We start from the raw sequence: 21,281 nt of genomic DNA, 5'->3' as shown, positions 1-21,281 counted from the left end.
TTTTCAATATTCAGCTTTTTGGGCATATTATTCGCAAAATCGATTTCGCCTAATTGTTCCAAATGTAGCAACAATTACATTTGAGGATAGACCCGGTTTTTCCGTATCCACTTTAAGAAATTTTTTTCATACGGAACAATCATCACGACTAAAAAACAAATGATCATGATAAGGTGTGTAAAGATATATACAGGATCGGTCATGTTTGCATTCATCTTCAATTGTTATAAAAGGCTAATATGTTTTGAAATAACTTCAGTCGATCTGCTAATCGCAGATTATAAACCTCTATGATTGGAATTGTCTCTCTCGTATATTACCAGTATACCTCGCCTGTAAGCCTTGCAAGTTCCAGCTGTGCCAGGCATAGTTGAAATTTGTAACGCAGTTGGGTAAGTTGCACCTGTTGAACGTTGGTACTTGCATTGGTTAGCTCCAGATTAGTACCGGTTCCGTTCCGATAGCGGCTTTGTGCCAGCTTTTTTGCTTCTTGAACCTCATTGACTTGCTTCTGTACATTGATCAGACTATTCCTGTTGCTTTCTATATCAACGAGTGCCTGTTTAATATCTTTCAGGTAATCGTTATTCATCGATTCCTTCCTTAAATTAGTTTCCCTGAGCTGACTTTGTGATAACCGGATCTGTTTTCTGACAGTGCCTCCAAGGTAGATGGGGATGCGGAGTGTTACACCTGCATTGTAGTTATATTTAAAGGCGTCAAGGTTGGGGCCGTAGCCATTGACAAAGCCTGTGCCTGCACTTAATACAACAGAAGGTTTTCCGCCGTTTCTGCTCGCTGCTAAATCTGCTTTAGATTGCGCGATATGGTCTTTTAATAGAGTAAATCCGGGGTTATTACTTTGTGCGGCTGCAAGTGCGTCTTCTGCCTTAACAGATCCTTCGCCAGAAAAATCAAATTGCGTACCCGAGTTTTGGGCAGATCCTGTTATATATTGGAGTAGATTGTATTGCTTAGCCTGGCTGTTTTGCAGATCGATCTTAGTATTCTCGGCCTGATCGATGGTAGATTGGATAGACAGTACATCATATCTTAATGCATCACCATGTTTAAGCTTAACCTCGGTATCCTGCTTATTTGCTTTCAGAAAATTGATGACACTATCCTGAATCGCAACAGCCTTTTTTAAGTAAATGATCTGATAATAGATATTGGCTACCTGGTAAGCTGTTTGCGCCTGATTGTAAGCGACATTGTCTCTGGCATATTGCAGGTCTTTTTTGGCCTTATCCACATTGGCTTTTACCATACCGAAATCCAATAGCACGTAACTCGCATTCATCGCGGTACTGTAATTATTGTTGGGTGCTATTTTAAAATTCGTTAACCGGCCGTTAACGGGTAAATCAAATGATGAAATAGGATCATCATATCGGTAACCCGCACTGACATCAACCTTTGGTAACCGCGAAGCCTGGATCAGGCTAACCTTGTCGGAGGCCACCTGTACCTGCTGATTCAGCTCATTAAACTGCGGAAAATAGGTGAACGATTGGTTGATTAACCCTTTCAGCTCTGGATTGATCTGCTGGGCCGATAAATGGCTGCATGCAAAAAGGAATAGGTATATAGTTGTTAATTTTCTCATGATGTTAATCTGTTTTTTTAATGTGCTTCACTGGCAATGCGGGCGCGTGTGGCGGCATCCATAGGTTTTGTTTTGAGCATTAGTATGAAAGGAACCGCAGCAATAAAAAATATGCTGATGAGCAGGAACCCATCTAAATAGGCACGCATTTGCGCCTGGTTACTAATAGCATGGTCAAGTGTTGCGTAGGCTGCCTGTGATTTTGCCTGAAGGCGGTTAACGCCTTTGGCCGTTAATGTATTTGATATCCGGTGTAACCGCTCCTGTAACAATATGTTGTTTCCCTGCAAGTTGGATACCAGGTCTGAACGGTGGACAGCCATGCGACGCGCGGCATATGTATTCATTAGTCCAATTCCGAAAGCACCTCCAAGTTGTCTGGACATGTTATTGAGCGATATGCCGTAAGGAATATCTTTCGGCTTTAATCCAACTACTGCTTGAGTGAGTAGGGGTACTGTTAGGCAGGAAGTACCCAGACCGCGAAAAATCTGAACGTAGGTGAACCATGCCCTGCTGGCCTCTGGTGAAGCCTGTGATGCTAGAAAGCCATGCGAAATAAAGAACAGGAAGCCGGCTGCAACAAATATCAGCGGAGATACACCCTTGCCCATTAGATTGCCGATTAATGGCATAGCGATAATTGACGCCAGCGCACTTGGAATAAGAGAAAGGCCCGATTCCGTTGGTGTATAACCCATTGCACGTTGTACCATAAGCGGAAAAATATAAACGGAGCTGTACAACCCGAATCCACACACAAAAGTGATCACGTTACTTCCAATCAGGTTAGTGCTTTTCATCACCTTTAAATTAATAACCGGTTGTTTTGTGGTGATTTCCCACCAGATGAATAATGCCAGCCCAACGAATGCGATGGTTGTCATGATGCGGATGGCTTCATTTTCAAACCAATCGTCTGTCTGCCCTTTTTCAAGTACATACTGTAATGCGCCTACACCGGCCGCGAGTGAAAGTATACCAATATAATCTACCTTAATTACTTTGCGGTCAATAACAAGTTCTTCGGGCTTTTTGTCAATATAACGCCAGGTTAATAAAGCAGCGATGACACCTATAGGAATGTTAATGGTAAAAATCAGTGGCCAGGAGTAATTATCTACTATATACCCGCCCAGCATGGGTCCGATGGTTGGCCCGATAACCACACCCATCCCGAAGATTCCCGATGCTTTGGATTTTTCGGAGGGATCAAAAGCTTCAAATAAAATACCTTGAGAAACGGACAACAGTGCTCCGCCACCTAAACCTTGTATAAAGCGCCAGAAAACAAGCATCCATAATGATGTGGAAGCACCGCACATATAGGAGGCTATGGTGAAAATGATGATGGAAGACAAATAGTAGTTCTTCCGTCCAAAAAAACGACTTAAAAAGCCCGTCATTGGAATAACGATCACATTGGCTATAGCATAAGATGTAACAACCCAGGAAGCATCCTCTGTTGTTGCCCCCAGGTTACCACTGATATTATTGAGTGCGACGTTAACAATAGAAGAATCGATGAGCTCCATCACTGCACCCGAAATTGTGGTGATAACGATAATTGCACGGGTTAATTTACTGATGGCCATAGGGAATTTTTTTAGGATAGTACATAATAATTAATGCTTGATGATGAGCAGTGGTACTCTACTGTGCTCCATAACGTAAGCCGCTGTACTACCCAGAAGCTCCTGAATAATGTTGTGCCCGTGTGAGCCAATGACCATAAAATCGGGTTGCATTTCTTCAGCACATCTGACGATAGTTGGAGATACTTCTCCTGCTTCTAAAAGCGGTTGGATGTACCGATGTAAGGGATCGTGCTCCATACACAGGGCCTTTAATTTCTGTTCAGCTTCCTGGTAATAAGTATCATCTTCATAAACGGTGGCAGCAAGGTCGTCGTAATGAAAAACGTGCAGTATATACAGGCAGGCATTTTTGATACTGGCCAGATCTTTGGCGTATTCAAGCGTTTTCATAGACGCGGCCGAAAAATCGACGGCGCAGATAATTTTACTGGTTTCAGGCATGATCGTGTTATTTAATTTTAACATCCACGTTTACACTCAGGCCTGCTTTAAGCACATCCCGCAATTCGTTGACATTGTCTATTTGTATTTTGACGGGCACACGTTGTGTTACCTTCACAAAGTTTCCTGTGGAGTTATCAGGCGGCAGCAAAGAGAACCTTGCCCCGGTGGCCTGGCTGAAGTCGCTGATTTTACCAGTTATACCTTTGTCCGGATAGCCGTCTACCTCTATATTCACCGGCTGCCCGATATGCATATGTTCGATCTGTGTTTCTTTAAAATTAGCTATGATCCAAAAGTTATTGTTAACCACACTGAACAATTGCTGTCCGGCCTCAATGAATTGCCCGGATTCCAGGTTCGTTTTCCCAATCTTGCCGTTTGCCGGAGCGATAATGCGGGTATAAGACAAATTGAGTTTAGCTGTTTCCAATGCTGCTTCACGAAGCGCTATTGTAGCTTTTGAACGCGCGATCTGTGCATTTGCTGTGCCGGTTTGCGTATTTACCTGATTGACTACCGACCGGCTTTTAGCTATTTGTTTAATGGCAGTTTGATAAGCTGAACCAGTGTTATCCAACTGATGTCTCGTAATAGATCCCTCGTTGAACAATGCCTGATCGCGTTCCATGTCCCGCTTAGCTTTGTCCAACGCTACCTGCTCAACGTTTACCCCGGCAGCCGCAACGCTTTTATCTGAAGATATGTTATTGATCTGTGCATTTGCACTAGCGAGATCGGCTTTAGCGGCTGCCAGATCTGCTTCTGCCTGCTGTACAGCAATCCTGTATTCCCGGTCATCAATTGTTAAGAGAACCTGACCTTTTACAACCGACTGGTAATCTTTCAGCGTAAAGGACTGGATGAAGCCCGAAGCCCTATTCACAACCGGTACGGCAATACTTTCTACCTGTGCGTTATCTGTACTTTCATAATTAAACGCGTGATAGATCTTTTGGCTGCCGAAATACAGCGTGGTAATTATTACCAGGCCAATTACAGCCCATTTCCAGGGAAGGGCAGCCACGGGAGGATTGGGAATGTAAGTTTCTTGTATAGTTTCCATTGCTAATTTTTTATGCGACAAAGGTAAACACTGTTGTCTATTTACAAACCAGTGACAATTGCTTTATAACTGGAAAAATGATAACTTTGAAGATGAAACCGAGTGAACTGACCGACTTCGAAGACCGTGATAGAAATATTTTTTGGATTCTATATGTGCTCGACAAAGCGCTGGAAGAGTGGTTTAATGAGAGTTTTGACTTTTCCACATACCCGGATTTTCAATTCACGTACTTATCATTCTTTATGAGAATTGGACTATCCGGAATATCGACCAGCGAACTGGCTTTGCTTACCGGCGTGACTAAACAAGGTGCTGGTCGTATTGTACGAAAGCTGGTTTCTTATAAACTGGTTAAAGCAGAAAAAAGTGATTCCGACGCACGGCTGTTAAGGCTGTATCTTACTGAGAGCGGAAAGAAATTTTACCAGCAAATGGATGAAATGACCAATGAACTTTTAGCTGAGCATATTAAAGTTGTCGGTGCCAAAAAATATCATACAACTGTTGATACGTTGATAGAACTCACTCACTACTATCAAAAGAAAGCGAAAAAGTAATCTATAGTGGATATTCCAGGAGCCTTGTTCAGGCTGTTTCGTGTGCTTTGGAGCACCGCATAGTTTAAAAAATGAGGGGGATTGCAATTAATAATCAATAGATTAATATGGTTAAAATGATGGGGAATTAACTGTGCCTAATGGTTTGGCTATCATTTTCTTATGGGCATAAAAAAAGGAAACATCCATAATGGAGTGTTTCCTTCAGTGACGGTCCGACCGCAGTTTTCAAACTTTTTTATGGAAGATTTGAAGAAACCGGCATCAATAAGTGTTCAATTATAAAAAGATAATCCACCACATTTTTATAATTAAATATTAAATAGCTTGTTAAGCAGTTTATTCTGAAATAGCAGGCTAATCATGCTGGAACACTTTGACCTGTTAATCTTCTTATGTTCATTTCCTGGTTGCGGGATGATGGTCATGTTGAATGTGTTTTATTACGTGGCTAAGTATAAACCTAAAAAGGGTAACAAAGCATGGGTTAGTTCGTGCGCAGGAATCAGATCCGACAGAACTTGAAATTTTAAACTATACAAAAGCAGAACTAAGGAGACCGCATCATTATTGAGAGGACCAATAATTCAGATCCGTCAGCATAAGGGTGGATATTCTAGAGTCAAAGTAGTTAAATAATTTTTTACATTTGATTGATATCCCAATTATGCCTAATGAATCTGTGCTTATTGACCATAAACTGGTTACTCTTCTGAGAGAGGGCGATAAAGAGGCATTTACCAAAATTTATCAGCGTTATTGGATGGTCATGTATATGCATGCACTAAAAATGCTCAAAAGTGAAAATGATGCGCGGGATATAGTGCAGGAGATATTTACATCTTTATGGCTCAAACGCCAATTCATTGATCCGAAGGTTAATTTAGCAGGATATCTTTTTGTCGCCACAAAAAATAAGGTTTTGGATTTGATAACCCACCGACGTGTCCGTTTGGATTATTTAGGATCGTTATCTTCTTTTACAGAGACTAATGGCAACCAAATATCAGCACGCATTGAAGAAAAAGAACTGCTACAAGCTCTTCAGTACGAAATTGAGCGATTACCTGTGAAAATGAAACAGATTTTTGAAATGCGGATTCATGAGCACCTAACTTATATAGAAATTGCCGATAAACTGAATATATCTGACAAAACGGTTAAAAAACAAATCAGCAATGCCATCCAGATAATCCGTCCTAAACTACGGCACCTCTCCATCGCCATCATATTTTTATCCAGATTGTAATTTTTTTCATTTCATCTACTACTTCCTGTCCTGGTAGCCGTTTATCATAAATAACCACCAAATAAACCATGACCAGGGAACAAGCCCAGGATTTATTGAATAGAAGTCAACTCGGCGAATGTACAGCGGAAGAGCAAGCACTTTTGGATCGCTGGTATTTTCATGAAGCTGCCAAGCAAGAAGCAACCGACGGTCCCGGGGATGTCATGGAAGAGGAACGCTTGATCTGGAACAGGATACTCCAAAAAATTCCTGAAGATAATAATACACGATATTTTAAAAGGCGATATTCCATCGCTGCAGCAGTGATCCTTTTCTGCTTCGCTTCAGGTGCTTATTTTCTTTTAAAAAGGCCGGTTGTCGATAATTTGAAAGCAAAAAGACAATTACTTAAAAATGATATAGCTCCGGGAGGTAATAAAGCAGTTTTAACACTTGCAAACGGCACCCGGATTATATTAGATGACGCTAAAAATGGCAGTATTTCTCAAAACACCAGTGTTAAGGTAACTAAAACAAGCAACGGCGTTTTGATTTATCATTTTAATAAAAACATCTCAGGTAAAAATATAGCAGCATACTCTGCAATTAATACCATTACAACTCCGCGTGGTGGCCAGTATCAGATTGTGTTAGAAGACGGGACAAGGGTGTGGCTGAATTCGGCATCCTATATTAAATTTCCAGAAGCTTTTATCGATAAAAACAGACAGGTTGAACTAAGCGGTGAGGCTTATTTTGAGGTGGCCAAAAATAAAGCCAAGCCCTTTATCGTAAAGGCAAACGGAACCGAGGTACAGGTATTTGGGACTCATTTTAATGTAAATGCCTATGCCGATAATTCTAACATAGCTACAACATTATTGGAAGGCTCCGTTAGTATGACTTATGCAGGTGCTACCGTAATGCTTAAGCCTGGGCAGCAAGGGGTAACCAATAAGGCCGGCGAACCAATCAAAACCGGTTTCGTAGATGCCGAAGAAGTTATGGCCTGGAAAAATGGCCTTTTTATATTTCACGACCAAAGTATTGCCAATATCATGAAACAGGTTAGCAGGTGGTACGATGTTGATGTTGAATATAAGGATGGTGTACAAAACAAAGAGTTTGGTGGCACTATATCCAAATACAAGAATATAACGGAATTGCTAAACAATATACAACTTACTCAAACCATACATTATAAACTTGAGGGAAGGAGGGTGATTATTATGAAGTAGCTTTATTTTTCCTACTATATCTGTAATCACCTGAAAGATCCGTATCGTAAACGGTAATGATCTTGTAAATAACCAGAGGTGTTCTAACCACCCCTGGTATTAGGTGTCAGGTAAACAAATAATCGTATTCAGTAACCAATTATTTACCCTCATTCAAATGTATAAAATTTTAATTGCAATCAAATGCAGGAGGCCCTCCTGTGTCCAATCCAAGCTTTTTCTTATTATGAGGTTGTCAGCCTTTTTACTTCTGGTTTCTATACTTCAGGTTCGCGCGGCATCAACCGCAGCACAAACAATCAACCTGAATGCGTCCAACGCCTCGTTAACATCAGTTTTAAAACAAATTCAAAAGCAAAGCAGCTTTAATATCATTTATGATGCACAAATGATCAAAAAGGCCGTGGCGGTAAATGTGCACCTTAATAATGTAAGTTTGGTTAATGCCTTGGAACAATGTTTTCAAGGACAACCATTTACTTATGTGGTCAATGATAATACCATTATAATTACACCGAAGAAACAGGAAGAAAAACCTGCGCCGGCTATCATTATTAAGGGTATAGTTAAAGATTCAAAAGGCCTCCCTCTTCCCGGTGTTAGTGTTAAACTTAAGGGCACAGCCATTGGTACACAGACCAATACTGATGGTAGTTATACGATTACCGTGAATAATAGTAATAACGTATTGGCCTTCAGTTTTATTGGGTTTGTAACTCAGGAGGTAACTATAGGTGATAAAACCAGGATAGATATTGTTTTAGTTGATCAGGATTCCAAACTTTCTGAAGTTGTGGTTGTGGGTTATGGCACCCAGAAAAAAGCAAACCTTACGGGTGCAGTATCAACAGTTGGCTCTGCCCAATTGGAGAATCGACCGGTTACCGGTGTTACCAATGCTTTGGCAGGTACTGTTCCGGGCCTTACCATTATAACCAATAACGGCCAACCAGGTAAGGATGCGGGTAGTATTAACCTCAGGGGGCAATCGCTAAACGCTACTAATGCGTTAATGGTTATTGATGGTATTATCTCCGGAACCAATGAGCTCAACAATATCAACCCGAATGATATTGATAATGTTTCTGTTTTAAAGGATGCTGCATCCGCATCAATTTATGGAAACCGGGCCTCGGGTGGGGTTATTGTAATTACAACCAAAAAAGGAAAAAAGGGAACTGCGGTAATTACCTATAATAATTCTTTTGGTAAAAACACAGCTGTGGCCTTGCCCGATTATCTTCCGTCGTGGCAGGCTGCTACCATGTATGATCAGGCGCTGGTAAATGAAGGTGGTACTGCTCTTTATACCGATGCCCAAATACAAAAGTTTAAAGATGGCTCAGATCCATTTAATTATCCTAATACCGATTGGTTAAAGTATCTTTACTCCGGTAATGGCTTTCAACAAAACCATTATATAGGTGTTAGCGGTGGCAGCGACAAAACAACTTATGCGCTTTCGGCAGGTTACTTTGATCAAAATGGTATTACACCAAATACCAATACCAAGAAATATACGGCGCGCTTAAATTTAAATACCCAGCTAAAAGATAATTTATCTGCTTTTGGATATTTATCCTATGACTATCAGCCTGTAAGTGAGCCTCAAAACTCACGTGGGAACACTCCTGATTTTAGCCAGGTGATATTTCAGTTCAATAGGATATCACCTATTATCCCGGCGTATTATGCGAATGGTCAGTACGGAAGCATTTCGGATGGAAGCCCTTTGGCATGGCTCAAATCTCCATCGTTCAATCGTCAAAATTATTATAATTTTCAGGGAAGCGTGGGGATCGACTGGGAAATCATAAAAGGACTCCACTTTAAACCATCGTTAAACTATAAGTTTAACACCAATCAAAATACTAATTTTACCTCATCTATCCAGTATTATAACGCTCAAGGAGGTACCAATGGAACAGCAAACCTTGCCAGTTCGCTCCAGGAGTATGGCAGCTTTACTTATGTTTCGCCGCAGGTGTTATTAGAATATGGAACTAAAATAGGTAATCACAGTATTAAAGTTCTGGCTGGTGCATCGCAGGAGTATAGCAAGAATTACTATTTGAGAGGCTATAGGGAAGGTTTTATAAACAGTAGTTTAAGTGACCTGGATGCAGCACCGCCCGCAAATCAATCAACAGGAAGTAATACTCATGATGTAGCGCTCCGATCATTTTTTGGCAGGGCCAATTATGATTATAAAGGAAAATACCTGATAGAAGGCGACATGAGATATGATGGCTCATCCCGTTTTGCCCCGGCTAATAGATGGGGTGTTTTTCCTGGTGCTTCTGTAGGCTGGAGGATTTCTGAAGAAGACTTTTTTAGCAGTTTGAAATCAACAGTATCCAGTTTAAAGTTACGTGCAAGCTGGGGTAAATTAGGTAATCAGGATATTACAGGATATTATCCAACCATTGGAACAGTTAACTCTGGTCAAAATTATCCCTTTGGTGGTACTGTTATTGGTGGTCTTGCGCCAATCAATGGGGTTGATCCTACAATAGTATGGGAAAAATCAACACAAACTGATATTGGTTTAGATGCTGATTTTTTAAATGTATTTAGCCTGACTGTTGATTATTTCAATAAAAAAAACAGTGATGCTTTATATCAGGTAACACTTCCGGCAACTTATGGTTTGGGTGCACCTGTTGTAAACGCCTCAACTTCTCAAAACACCGGATGGGAGTTTGCTTTAACTTATCATGATAGGGCGGGGGCTTTTAGCTGGAATGTTACCGGAAATGCTGCATTAATAAAAAATAAAGTGTTAAAGTTAGGTACCACTAACGCTCCTCAAATAAACCCGCCAAACTATCCCAATGGTATTATAAATGAAGTTGGGCAACCCTTGGCCTCTTTTTACGGCTATGTAGCCGAAGGCTTGTTTCAGAACCAGGCGCAGGTTAACGCGCATGCAAGCCAGGCGGGGTTAGGTACAAATATAGGCCCTGGTGATATTATGTATAAGGATTTGAATGGCGATGGTAAAATAGATGCGAAAGACAAAACCGTATTAGGTTCTAACTTCCCTAAAGTTACCTACGGTCTCAATTTAAACCTGAATTGGAAAGAGTTTGATTTTACCGCATTTTTTCAGGGAGCTGCCGGTGTTAAGAACTATATTCAATTGGTTCAGTTGGGGCAAAACGGAATCGCGACAGGCAAACCAACCAGCGCTATGCTAGATAGTTGGACGCCAAGCAATCCAAATGCCACCTTTCCACGACTCTGGATAACTTATAGTCAAAACGATCCTTCATCTACCGTTTCATCGTTCTGGGTTAGAAATGCAAGTTACCTGCGATTAAAAAATTTACAATTGGGCTATACGCTACCTGTAGACTGGGCAAAAAAAATAGGTGTTAAAAAACTCCGGGTATATTATAGCGGACAAAATTTATTAACCTTTACCAGCTTTTACAAATGGGTTGATCCGGAAATCTCAGCCGGCCAAAACGGAGGCGGTTATCCCCAGTTAAAAATTAATTCCTTCGGCTTGAATGCGACTTTGTAAGAATTCAAAAAATTAAGATCATGAAAAATAAATTTATATTAAATATACTGGCTATATCATTGCTTTTTTCGGCCTGTAAAAAAGATTTTTTGAACAGGAACCCGCAGGACTCATATACTAATAACAGCTTATGGACCTCGGCAACCGACGCTACCGCAGCGCTCGCGGGTGTTTATAATGGCTGGACGAGTGTTGACTTTATGATTAAAGCTGATTGCGTAGCAGATAATGGTTATAGCCAATGGCCGTGGGAAGGTTTCCAGGTATATGGCAATGGTTCCGTTAACCCCTCACTTGTTGGTGGCCCTGGCTACCCTTCAACCAATGCTTACAAGGCATACAGCTATACAACCATAACCCGTTGTAATTTCTTTTTGGCCAACATTGATAAAGCGCCTATTGATGCAAAACAAAAGGCAAATATGGTGGCCCAGGTAAAATTTTTGCGCGCTTATGAATATTTTTTAATGAGCCAACTTTATGGCGATGTGCCATTGGTTACAACATTGCTCTCCCCGGATGAATCTTTGATCTCTGTCAGAGCGCCAAGGGCCGATATAGTTAAATTTATTCTCAGCGAACTGGCAGCTGCGGCCCCTGATTTGCCCGTTACCAATAACTCGGGAGATGGCCATATTACTCAAGGTGCGGCTTTAGCATTAAAGGCACGGCTGGAACTTTATACCGGGGATTATGCCAATTGTATTACCGATTGCCAGGCGGTAATAAAAATGGGATATACCTTGTACCCAAGTTTTACTGATCTTTTTAGAATGAAATATCAAAATAATAATTCTGAGGTCATCCTGTCAGCGCAATATGTGCAAACAAACTATTCCAATAATACGCCAGGCCAATTATCTACCAACTCTTCTGGAGGCTACGCAGCTCTCGTTCCGCTACAAAACCTGGTAGATGCTTATGAGATGAATAATGGCAAACCGATAACTGATCCTGCGTCAGGCTATGATACAGCTAATCCATATGCAAACCGCGACCCCCGCCTGGCAGCTACCATTATGTATCCGGGTCAGCAATTTACGCAACCAAATGGTACACTTACTTATTATAATCCTTTTGACCCTCAGGGATCTGATTATTATGCAAGCCGTAATAATAGTTCGCCGGGAGCCTACCTGGTTAAAAAATACACACCAAATCTAAGCGATTTTAGTCAGCTATTTAACACCGGATTAAACATGCCGGTTATACGCTATGCCGAAGTTTTATTAACCGATGCCGAAGCGAAGATAGAATTGGGTAAAATTGATGGTACCGTGTATGATGATATAGACGCGATACGACTAAGGGCGGGAATGCCCCGTACAGATAAAGCCGTATACGGTAGCCAAAGCAACCTGCGTGCCCTGGTGCGCAACGAACGCCGGGTTGAACTGGCATTTGAGGGACTGCGTTTTTTTGACATCCAACGTTGGAAAATTGGCGCGCAGGTGATGCCAGGGACAGTTTACGGGGCTAAATTAGGTACAGTAGACCCCACTACGGGCAAATATACCATAACAGGGGCACCATTAAGGCTTGAAACCCGGGCGTTTGCTGATAAAAATTATTTATGGCCGCTTCCGCAATCTGAAATTGACCTTGATAAAAAATTAACGCAAAACCCTGGTTATTAATATTTGTGAGAAAATAGTACAGATTACAAATTCCCATTAAATTGGGGATTTGTAATCTGTGTTTAATTGATTTTTGACGAATCCCGATAGTATTAGTGCACCATTAGGCTATTATAAAAGCCTGATAATTCAAAAAATATAACCTGTTTTAAAATTTCGAACTCTTTTTTGCGGAAGCCTAACAGTTTGGCTATCATTTTCTTATGTGCATAAAAAAAGGAGCCAACAAATATATGTTGTCTCCTTCAGTGACCTGGGAGAGGCTCGAACTCTCGACCCACTGATTAAGAGTCAGTTGCTCTACCGGCTGAGCTACCAAGTCAATTTTTATTGGGGTTGCAAATAAACAAAATTTTATTGAAGTGCGAAAGACCGAGAGCCAGTAAAGTCAGAAAGTTTTTTCTTTCTTGTCTTCCGGGCTTTCGGTCTTTTCTAATTTTCAGGCTTCTTATACTAAAGCGTATAAGTCAGTCCGTTGTTTTTCTACAACATCGCTGTTGATATATTCGTCGTAGGTCATCAGTTTGTCGATGTAACCGCCCGGGGTTAATTCAAATATGCGATTGGCTACGGTCTCTACCAGCTCATGATCTCGTGAGGTGAACAGGATGGTGCCTCTGAAGTCTTTCATGCCATTATTAAGCGCTGTGATCGATTCCAGATCCAAGTGGTTGGTAGGTTCATCAAACATCAGTAAATTGGCTTGTTGCAGCATCATACGGCTAAACATACAGCGCATTTTTTCACCACCAGACAGTACGTTGCTTTTTTTCAATACCTCTTCGCCCGAGAACAGCATCCGGCCTAAAAAGCCGCGGATAAACTGATCATCCTTTTCGCCCGGTGAGTACTCGCGCAGCCAGTCGATCAGGTTATCATCTTTACCTTTAAAATACTCAGCGTTGTCAATCGGAATATCGGCATGGTTAATAGTTACGCCCCATTTAAAGGTTCCTTTAAAATCGGTATCACGGCCGGTTAAAATATTGTATAGGGCAGTGGTTGCCAAACTGTTTTGTGATAATATGGCAATCTTATCACCCTTGTTTACCGTAAGACTGATGTTGTTGAATAAAAGCTCGCCGTTAAGGGTTTTACTTAAATTCTCGATCTGTAATATCTGGTCGCCAGCTTCACGGCCCAGATTATTGAATATAATTCCGGGATATTTACGGTTTGATGGCTGTATCTCGTCAAGATTGATCTTATCCAACGCTTTTTTACGGCTGGTAGCTTGTTTTGATTTAGATGCGTTGGCACTAAAGCGGCGGATAAACTCCTGCAACTCCTTAACACGGTCTTCGGCTTTTTTATTCTGATCGGCACGTTGTTTTAAGGCTAGTTGGCTCGACTCATACCAGAACGTATAGTTACCGGTATAGATGGTCATTTTAGAAAAATCGATATCCACCACGTGGGTACAAACAGTATCCAGGAAGTGCCTGTCGTGCGATACTACCAAAACGATAGCCTCGTATGACGCCAGGAAATCTTCCAGCCAACTTACGGTATGAATGTCCAAATCGTTGGTAGGCTCATCCAGTAGTAAAATATCGGGTTTGCCAAAAAGGGCTTGTGCTAATAATACACGTACTTTTTGAGTATTATCCAAGTCCTTCACCAGGTTATAATGAAATTCCTCTTTAATGCCCAGGTTACTCAACAGGGTAGCGGCATTGCTTTCGGCATTCCATCCATCCATTTCGGCAAAAAGGTTTTCCAGTTCACCGGCGCGCTCGCCATCGGCATCTGTAAAATCTTCTTTCAGGTAGATGGCGTCTTTTTCCTTCATCACGGCATACATTTCTTTGTAGCCCATCATTACGGTTTCAATAACCGAAAACTCGTCAAAGGCATAATGGTTCTGACTTAAAACCGCCATACGCTCACCCGGAGTAAAGCTTACCGAACCACTTGTTGGATCAATATCGCCCGAAAGGATTTTTAAAAATGTTGATTTACCAGCACCGTTGGCGCCTATAATGCCATAGCAATTGCCTTGTGAAAATTTAAGGTTAACGTCTTCAAATAAAGTCCGTTTTCCGTAACGTAATGATAGATTGGATACCGTAATCATGCTGCACCTGTAATTTGGCGCAAAAATACGGTAAATAGTTCGTTTTTTTGGTATTTGGATTTATATTAAAATGGGGAGTTTTGTGCATTTAAGTACATATACAGTCACAATTAATTGACATTGCTGTGTACATATTTGCCCGTATTATAGGTAACTTTAAAACTAAGAGCTCTTTTTAGTGTTATAAAGTTATAAATAAGCCAATTGTAAAAAATGGAACAGCCTTTGACTCAACAGATTTATAAATTATTAAATATTACCAGTCATGGGAGCATTAATCATCACATTGGTTATTATCAACGTTATAGTAATAGCCATTAACAAAATTGAAAGAAAAAGAAAATTGTATTAAGATGCAGACCTTTCCTGCTTGTTTAACTTAATATTTCGGTTAAACTATTGGTCTCATGATCTGCCAGTTTTTGTAGCGGTCCTGAGGCAAGCATCTTCATCATCATGTTCAGATCTGCATCAATAGTAAAAACAATATCAGTATGGTCGTTATCAAAAGATAACGACCATTTTAATTTCAAATCAAAGGGCGGCTTTACTGTTGGTGCAATGATAATTTCCTGATCAGGGATACGGCTTTCGATCTTTAAAGAAAGCTTAGCCATATTCTGGATGCTGAAATGAGCTTCATCCGTAGTTGAAACCCATTCCTGTATATTTTCCGGCATCAGTTTCTGGTGATTGTTAAAATCGGCTAAAAACGCATAGACCTCGCTAATAGGTTTATTAATGCTGGTATTGCTGGTGAAAGTGCTCATTTTTTAAGTTGTACGTGATACGTTGTAAGTTTTATGCTAGGAAACGATCAAGTCAAAAATCCTGATTATCCTTTAATCGTGCCAATTATGCTTCCAACAAAAATCAACGCAATCATCGGAATCAAAGAAATCAATGGTCTTAGCTGGATGCTATTTGTCCCCAGGCTGCCGGATTTTCGCGCCATTGTTTTAAAATAGCCACGTCTTTATCCGCAATGTATTGATGCTCTTCGGCATATTTTATTAAAGCATTATAGTTTGATAAAGTGACAAATGGGCAACTGGCCTGTTTAAAGTTTTCGGTAGCTACGTCAAAACCATAGCTGAATATGGCTGCAAGACCTGCTACTTCGAAACCAGCGGCGCGTAGGGCTTCCACAGCCTGTAAACTGCTTTTGCCGGTTGATATCAGGTCTTCAATAACTACCACGCGTTTGCCGGTAGTGGTGGAGGCATCGCCTTCAATAAGGCTGCCGGTGCCATGATCTTTTGGTTTGGAGCGTACATAGATAAATGGTAAGCCCAATTCCTGAGCTACCAGGGCTCCTTGTGGTATACCGGCAGTTGCTACACCGGCTATGCAACCCACACTGCCAAATTTTTCCTGAATAGCAACGGTTAATTGCTGACGGATATAAGTACGGATAGAGGGATGAGAAAGTGTTACTCGGTTATCACAATAAATTGGTGATTTCCATCCCGACGCCCATGTAAAAGGATTGTTAGGTTGTAATTTAATTGCTTTAATTTGCAGCAGGAATTCAGCAACTTGCTGCTCGATCTCATTATTATTAAACATGGCTCAAAAATACAGAATTTATATCAACGAAAAGGTTATCCTGTTAACTGAATCGGAACCATCACATGTAGAAAGTTACGAACGACTTGATGCTGAGACATTTGATTTGAGAATAATTTATACATGGATACTGGCAAATCCTAAAAAGTTATTCTATGTGCCCTGCGGCAATGCCAAACTTTTCTTAAAATCGGTTATCAAAAATATAACGCTTATTGAGGCGGCCGGTGGGCTGGTGATGAATACAGCCGGCGATTACCTGTTTATTTACCGTAACGATAAATGGGACTTGCCCAAAGGTAAAATTGAGAAGGACGAGAAGGTAAAAGAAGCTGCCGTGCGCGAAGTAGAAGAGGAATGTGGCATAAAAGTGAGCAAGCTGAACGAGAAAATATGCAAAACCTACCATGTTTACATCAGCAGGGGTGAAGTGGTGCTCAAAAAAACACATTGGTTTGCCATGGACAGCAAGGGTAAGGACAAGCTAAAACCTCAAAAAGAAGAAGGTATTACCGATGTGCGTTGGTTTAAAAAAGAGCACATTGAACCCATTGTTGAAAATACCTTTCCATCCATTATGGATGTGCTGCATAAAGAAAAGCTGGTTACAAATAAGCTAATGCCTCTGCGGGGATAAACTGGGCCACATCGCCATGATGACGCATAATTTCGCGCACAATGGTTGAGCTGATGGACGAATAGCCTGGTTTGCTTACAATAAAAATGCTTTCAATATCGGGTACCAAAGCGTGGTTCATCTGGGCTATAGCTTTTTCGTATTCAAAGTCGGATACGGTGCGTATACCCCTGATCATATAGGTAGCGCCAACACTTTTGCAAAAGTTTACCGTTAAACCTTCATAAGCCACAATATGTATCCGCTCATCATGTTTAAAAACAGCCCGGAGCATCTGTTCGCGGGTTTCAATACTGAGCAGACCCTGTTTACTACTGTTGGCGCCTATACCAATATACACCTTGTCGAATAAATCAACCGAGCGTTTTACAATATCAACGTGGGCTTTGGTAACCGGATCAAAAGAACCAGGGAAAAGAGCGATCTTCATTTTAGGCTGATGTTAATGCTTTGCCCAAAAGTAGGTTTTTTAGAGCCAGGAATCAAGAGTCAAGAATCAAGAGTTCGGAGGATAAATGGGATGAAAAAATTAAACCCATTTGTCATTCTGAGCGGAGAGAGAAGGATCTATTCTACAATTGCAAGTTCGATAACAGATGCTTCGTGCCTCAGCATGACAAAAAGGTTTTTCAGCTTATCAGCCTATAAAAAACTGCTGACTAACAATCTTTCCGTTTTCAACTTTGTAAACGCAAACTTCTTCAACCCGTTTTTCGCCCTGTCCTTTAATCGTAAAATGCATCGAGAAAATCAGGCTGAAGTAACTCCCGGCAAAAATCGCATCAGATACTTTGATATCAATGATTTCTACATTGGCTAAAAATTGTTTTTCCCGCTCAATCAGGTTATGAAGACCGATTATCGGTTCATTTTTATTTTGAGGGTCGATACTTACGGCATCATCAGCGTATAATTCGGTATAAGCTTCAACAAATTTAAGCCCATTACATAATGAAGCTAAACGATTGGCAATTTCTGGTAAAGTGTTCATGTTTTTTATGGTTGTTGTATGATTGTATCCAATGGTAATACTAAGCGAATTTTACAACAACTCCTATTTAAAAGCAAAGGATGATACAGAAATGATATAACGATGTGCTATTGATAGAAATGGGTCATCCTGAACTTGTTTCAGGATCTCACAGGACAGGTTAACTGCCAAGTTGTACACCTTGCTGATGGGATTCCGAAATAAATTCGGCATGACTTCATGTATTAAAAAGAGTTACGTCGAAAGCAAGACTTACGAAGTTTTTAAAACTTCGTAAGTCTTCAAGTGGTATTTAGAATCCTCTTCCTGCGCCAACAATATCCTCCAACTGGTAATAAACCTTCAAACCACGTTCTTTGGCTATCCTTACATCTTCATCAGCTCCTTTGGAGGCGCCGGGAATCCTTAAAACAGCATCGCATTTAGTGAGCAGTCGCTGGGCCACCGGATACAGGATCTCTTCGTAAGCGGCATCACCGGGGTGTGTTGAACCGGCTTGCTCCAGCAAGGGCAGGGCAAACCATTCGCCAATTACCGGGATATGTCCGGCTCTGAATATCGGCAGCGCCATTTCTTCCAGTTTTTTTAAGTTTTGAGCCATCAGGTTCGGATCGTCGTTGGTACCCGAGCGATACGGGCCTGCTATTAAAATTACTAAAGGTGTATTGGTCATGATATTAACTGATTAAGTTGTGCATATTGTAAAAGCATAATGGTTTTACCGTCTTTTATTTCGCCGGTTTGTACCATTTGAAGGGCCGTGGCAAATGGCAGTTCCAGTACTTCAATGTTTTCGTGCTCTTCTTCCAGTCCGCCGCCATCGCTTATCTTCATATCTTTGGTGTACTCTGCAACAAAAAAATACAGGATCTCTGTCACTGAGCCTGGCGACATGTAAGCTTCAAATACCTTTTGTACATTGGTGATCTGATAGCCTGTTTCCTCTTCTGTTTCCCGCTTGATGCAGTCTTCGGCATTGTTTTGATCCAGCAAACCCGCACAGCATTCAATCAGCATCCCATTGTCGTTACCATTGAGGTATGTGGCCACACGGAATTGTTTGGTGAGTATCACGGTTTTAGAATCCCGGTTATATAATAGTATGGTTGCCCCGTTGCCCCGGTCATAAGCTTCGCGGGTAAGTTTTAGTACGGTGCCATCTTTTTTTGTAGCTTCAAAAATTATTTTGCGGAGGATGTACCAGTTATCTGATAGTACCTCTGTTTTTAAAATTTTTATATCATTCATGTATAAATTGATTAAAAATGATCATATTTGATTGTATTTGATCAAATGTAAAACTATTTAAATGAACTTTCAAAAAAGAAAGCAAAAAATATTAGAGCAGCTTGACCGTACGGGCGAGGTTGACATTAAAGAACTGGCTGCCGAACTGGATATTTCGGAGATCACGGCCCGCCGCGATTTGAATCAATTAGCAAATGATGGTTTGCTTTACCGTACCCATGGCGGCGCCATGAAAGTTGATCCTTTAGCCAAACCAAAAGATTTTGCCAATAAGGCGGCTCAAAACGCTGATGTAAAGGACCGTATCTGTCGTAAAGCAGCTGAGCACATCAACGATGGCGACATTGTTTTTATGGACTGCGGCAGCACGGTTTTCAGGCTGTGCCAGTTTATCAAGCATAAGAAAATCAAGGTGATCACCAATTCGCTACCCGTTATTTATGAGCTGCAAAACTGTGCAGTATCCATCAACATTATTGGTGGTGAGTTTAATAACGAGCGGCAGGCAACGCATGGTAAAATAGCCAATGAACATATTGCCAGGTATCATGCCGGTAAAGCATTTTTGGGGGTAGATGGTATATCTGCCCGTGGTTTGTTTGCCAACAGCGAGTTGGAAGCCGAAATTACATCGATGTATATCAGCCAAAGCGCCTATACCTATGTATTATGTGATGATAGCAAAATAGGAAAGGATACTTATCTGAAATTTGCCGATATCAACCAGGTTGAAGCCATCATAACCAATGCGGATGACCAAAAATTGGCAGGCTTTAAAGATACCGCGCTCACTGTTTTGCAGGTGGGGTAGACCCTTACTTTAATTTTTGTACAAAACCATAATGATGGATTGTTCTCATATTGGTATTGTTCGGAATTTCATTATATGCCTGATATAAGATGACATCGTTATTTTGATTGATCCCCTTAAAAACTTTTCCAATGCTTTTTTGCAATTCCTGATTTTCGGCTTTTAATGCTATGGTATCATCAAGCTTAATGGTGGATAAATATCTGAGGGCCGGATATACCCCTTCATGGCCAGGCTCGCCAATATATTGCGGATAAATATAAAAGATTTGTGGATGGGTTTTTACTTCAGTTACTGTAAGCGGAAATTTATAGGTCGCGTTTACTGTTTTAAGCATTTTGGAGTAAAAGTCTTTCATTTTGTCGGTATTTTGATATCTCATCTGATCACCGCCTGGTGCTCCTAATTGGTTTGCCAGGAACATTTTGTTGACCGCGTCAAGAATATCTCCACTGTTATATAATTTAACGGCATCTTCATAATAATCAGGCGCCGTTTTCCCTAATAGGGAATATTCGCCTATCCGTAAAATATTGATCTTCCAATCATTGCCATATCTTCCGTATATGGCTAATACCAGGGCGCTTGTAGGGTTGGTTTTTGACTTGATAACCGAAACATACATTTCTATATTTAATGCCTTGTAGCTAACAGCATAATCATTTCTATTGCTGCCCAGTCCCGAAAATACAGTGTTGGGGATGTCGACCGCCGTGTTTCTTACATAAAATTCATTAATAATGCTATAGCCAGCGGGGCTTAAAGCTCCACCCACTTTATTAATTAAGGTATCTATTGAGCTGCCTGCCGTGCTAATCAGACCAGGCGATAATAAGTTTTTAACCCCAGGTATATTTTTAGTGCGGATGGCCTCGAACAGTTTGTTATCGAGCGTTGAGATTTGGTTTCGGATATCTTTATTGATGCTTTCATCCTTCGATGTACCAGATGTACCGATGTTGCATCCAATACCAAGAAATACGCTTAAAAGTAAAGAATAGGTTAAGGTTAGGTTTCTTTTCATATATCAAATATATTT

At 40.9% G+C, this 21,281-nt stretch carries 19 protein-coding genes and 1 tRNA gene; 7 read left to right on the top strand and 13 right to left on the bottom strand.

Annotation, left to right across the window (positions count from 1 at the left end; translation table 11 throughout):
- Window positions 1–316: 316 nt before the first annotated feature.
- The 4 genes from G7092_RS07790 to G7092_RS07775 are packed head-to-tail and all read right to left on the bottom strand — an operon-like array spanning window position 317 to window position 4,714.
- Complete coding sequence (locus tag G7092_RS07790) at window positions 317–1,609, bottom strand: TolC family protein (protein ID WP_166087866.1); 1,293 nt, start codon at window positions 1,607–1,609, stop codon at window positions 317–319.
- A 17-nt stretch (window positions 1,610–1,626) separates the two neighbouring features.
- Window positions 1,627–3,204: a DHA2 family efflux MFS transporter permease subunit gene (locus G7092_RS07785; protein ID WP_166087864.1), complete on the bottom strand. Its 1,578-nt coding sequence runs from the start codon at window positions 3,202–3,204 to the stop codon at window positions 1,627–1,629.
- Between the two features lie 30 nt (window positions 3,205–3,234).
- Window positions 3,235–3,648 (bottom strand): universal stress protein, encoded by a 414-nt coding sequence (locus G7092_RS07780; RefSeq protein ID WP_166087862.1) that lies wholly within the window; start codon window positions 3,646–3,648, stop codon window positions 3,235–3,237.
- 7 nt (window positions 3,649–3,655) lie between these two features.
- A complete protein-coding gene (locus G7092_RS07775; protein WP_166087860.1) occupies window positions 3,656–4,714 on the bottom strand; it encodes an HlyD family secretion protein in 1,059 nt (352 codons plus the stop codon).
- A 92-nt stretch (window positions 4,715–4,806) separates the two neighbouring features.
- Between G7092_RS07775 and G7092_RS07770 the strand changes: the two genes are divergently transcribed.
- From G7092_RS07770 to G7092_RS07750, 5 genes are all read left to right on the top strand, one after another.
- Complete coding sequence (locus G7092_RS07770) at window positions 4,807–5,274, top strand: MarR family winged helix-turn-helix transcriptional regulator (protein WP_166087856.1); 468 nt, start codon at window positions 4,807–4,809, stop codon at window positions 5,272–5,274.
- Window positions 5,275–5,923: 649 nt separating this feature from the next.
- Complete coding sequence (locus tag G7092_RS07765) at window positions 5,924–6,523, top strand: RNA polymerase sigma factor (protein ID WP_235953800.1); 600 nt, start codon at window positions 5,924–5,926, stop codon at window positions 6,521–6,523.
- Window positions 6,524–6,591: 68 nt separating this feature from the next.
- On the top strand, window positions 6,592–7,743 hold the full coding sequence (locus G7092_RS07760; protein ID WP_166087855.1) for a FecR family protein: 1,152 nt from the start codon (window positions 6,592–6,594) through the stop codon (window positions 7,741–7,743).
- Window positions 7,744–7,969: 226 nt separating this feature from the next.
- Window positions 7,970–11,272 carry a TonB-dependent receptor gene (locus G7092_RS07755; protein WP_166087853.1) on the top strand — a complete coding sequence of 1,101 codons (3,303 nt, stop codon included), beginning with the start codon at window positions 7,970–7,972 and terminating at the stop codon, window positions 11,270–11,272.
- A 20-nt stretch (window positions 11,273–11,292) separates the two neighbouring features.
- Window positions 11,293–12,909: a RagB/SusD family nutrient uptake outer membrane protein gene (locus G7092_RS07750; protein ID WP_166087851.1), complete on the top strand. Its 1,617-nt coding sequence runs from the start codon at window positions 11,293–11,295 to the stop codon at window positions 12,907–12,909.
- 249 nt (window positions 12,910–13,158) lie between these two features.
- On the opposite strand, the gene G7092_RS07745 is transcribed toward G7092_RS07750, so the two are convergent.
- From G7092_RS07745 to pyrE, 4 genes are all read right to left on the bottom strand, one after another.
- Window positions 13,159–13,231 (bottom strand) — tRNA-Lys (locus G7092_RS07745).
- 126 nt (window positions 13,232–13,357) lie between these two features.
- Window positions 13,358–14,986: an ABC-F family ATP-binding cassette domain-containing protein gene (locus tag G7092_RS07740; RefSeq protein WP_166087849.1), complete on the bottom strand. Its 1,629-nt coding sequence runs from the start codon at window positions 14,984–14,986 to the stop codon at window positions 13,358–13,360.
- Between the two features lie 374 nt (window positions 14,987–15,360).
- Window positions 15,361–15,756 carry an SRPBCC family protein gene (locus G7092_RS07735; protein ID WP_166087847.1) on the bottom strand — a complete coding sequence of 132 codons (396 nt, stop codon included), beginning with the start codon at window positions 15,754–15,756 and terminating at the stop codon, window positions 15,361–15,363.
- 139 nt (window positions 15,757–15,895) lie between these two features.
- Entirely contained in the window at window positions 15,896–16,555 is a 660-nt protein-coding gene (pyrE, locus tag G7092_RS07730) for an orotate phosphoribosyltransferase (RefSeq protein WP_166087844.1), read from the bottom strand.
- Between pyrE and G7092_RS07725 the strand changes: the two genes are divergently transcribed.
- Complete coding sequence (locus G7092_RS07725; RefSeq protein WP_166087842.1) at window positions 16,554–17,192, top strand: NUDIX hydrolase; 639 nt, start codon at window positions 16,554–16,556, stop codon at window positions 17,190–17,192. The two genes, pyrE and G7092_RS07725, sit on opposite strands and share 2 nt — an antisense overlap.
- Here the strand turns inward: G7092_RS07725 and coaD are convergent.
- The 4 genes from coaD to nudK all read right to left on the bottom strand — a co-directional run bounded on the left by coaD (window position 17,161) and on the right by nudK (window position 19,431).
- Window positions 17,161–17,622: a pantetheine-phosphate adenylyltransferase gene (coaD, locus tag G7092_RS07720; protein ID WP_166087840.1), complete on the bottom strand. Its 462-nt coding sequence runs from the start codon at window positions 17,620–17,622 to the stop codon at window positions 17,161–17,163. The two genes, G7092_RS07725 and coaD, sit on opposite strands and share 32 nt — an antisense overlap.
- A 207-nt stretch (window positions 17,623–17,829) precedes the next feature.
- Window positions 17,830–18,183 carry a nuclear transport factor 2 family protein gene (locus G7092_RS07715; RefSeq protein WP_166087838.1) on the bottom strand — a complete coding sequence of 118 codons (354 nt, stop codon included), beginning with the start codon at window positions 18,181–18,183 and terminating at the stop codon, window positions 17,830–17,832.
- Window positions 18,184–18,475: 292 nt separating this feature from the next.
- Window positions 18,476–18,856 (bottom strand): DUF4406 domain-containing protein, encoded by a 381-nt coding sequence (locus G7092_RS07710; RefSeq protein ID WP_166087836.1) that lies wholly within the window; start codon window positions 18,854–18,856, stop codon window positions 18,476–18,478.
- A complete protein-coding gene (gene nudK / locus G7092_RS07705) occupies window positions 18,853–19,431 on the bottom strand; it encodes a GDP-mannose pyrophosphatase NudK (protein ID WP_166087834.1) in 579 nt (192 codons plus the stop codon). The genes G7092_RS07710 and nudK overlap by 4 nt, the downstream gene beginning before the upstream one ends.
- Before the next feature lie 61 nt (window positions 19,432–19,492).
- Between nudK and G7092_RS07700 the strand changes: the two genes are divergently transcribed.
- Window positions 19,493–20,242: a DeoR/GlpR family DNA-binding transcription regulator gene (locus tag G7092_RS07700; protein ID WP_166087832.1), complete on the top strand. Its 750-nt coding sequence runs from the start codon at window positions 19,493–19,495 to the stop codon at window positions 20,240–20,242.
- A gap of 4 nt (window positions 20,243–20,246) precedes the next feature.
- Here the strand turns inward: G7092_RS07700 and G7092_RS07695 are convergent, their stop codons facing one another.
- Entirely contained in the window at window positions 20,247–21,266 is a 1,020-nt protein-coding gene (locus G7092_RS07695; protein ID WP_166087830.1) for a hypothetical protein, read from the bottom strand.
- Between the last annotated feature and the right edge of the window lie 15 nt (window positions 21,267–21,281).

This window comes from Mucilaginibacter inviolabilis (assembly GCF_011089895.1).
GTDB classification, from domain to species: domain Bacteria; phylum Bacteroidota; class Bacteroidia; order Sphingobacteriales; family Sphingobacteriaceae; genus Mucilaginibacter; species Mucilaginibacter inviolabilis.
This window is presented reverse-complemented; position numbering and strand designations above follow the sequence as displayed.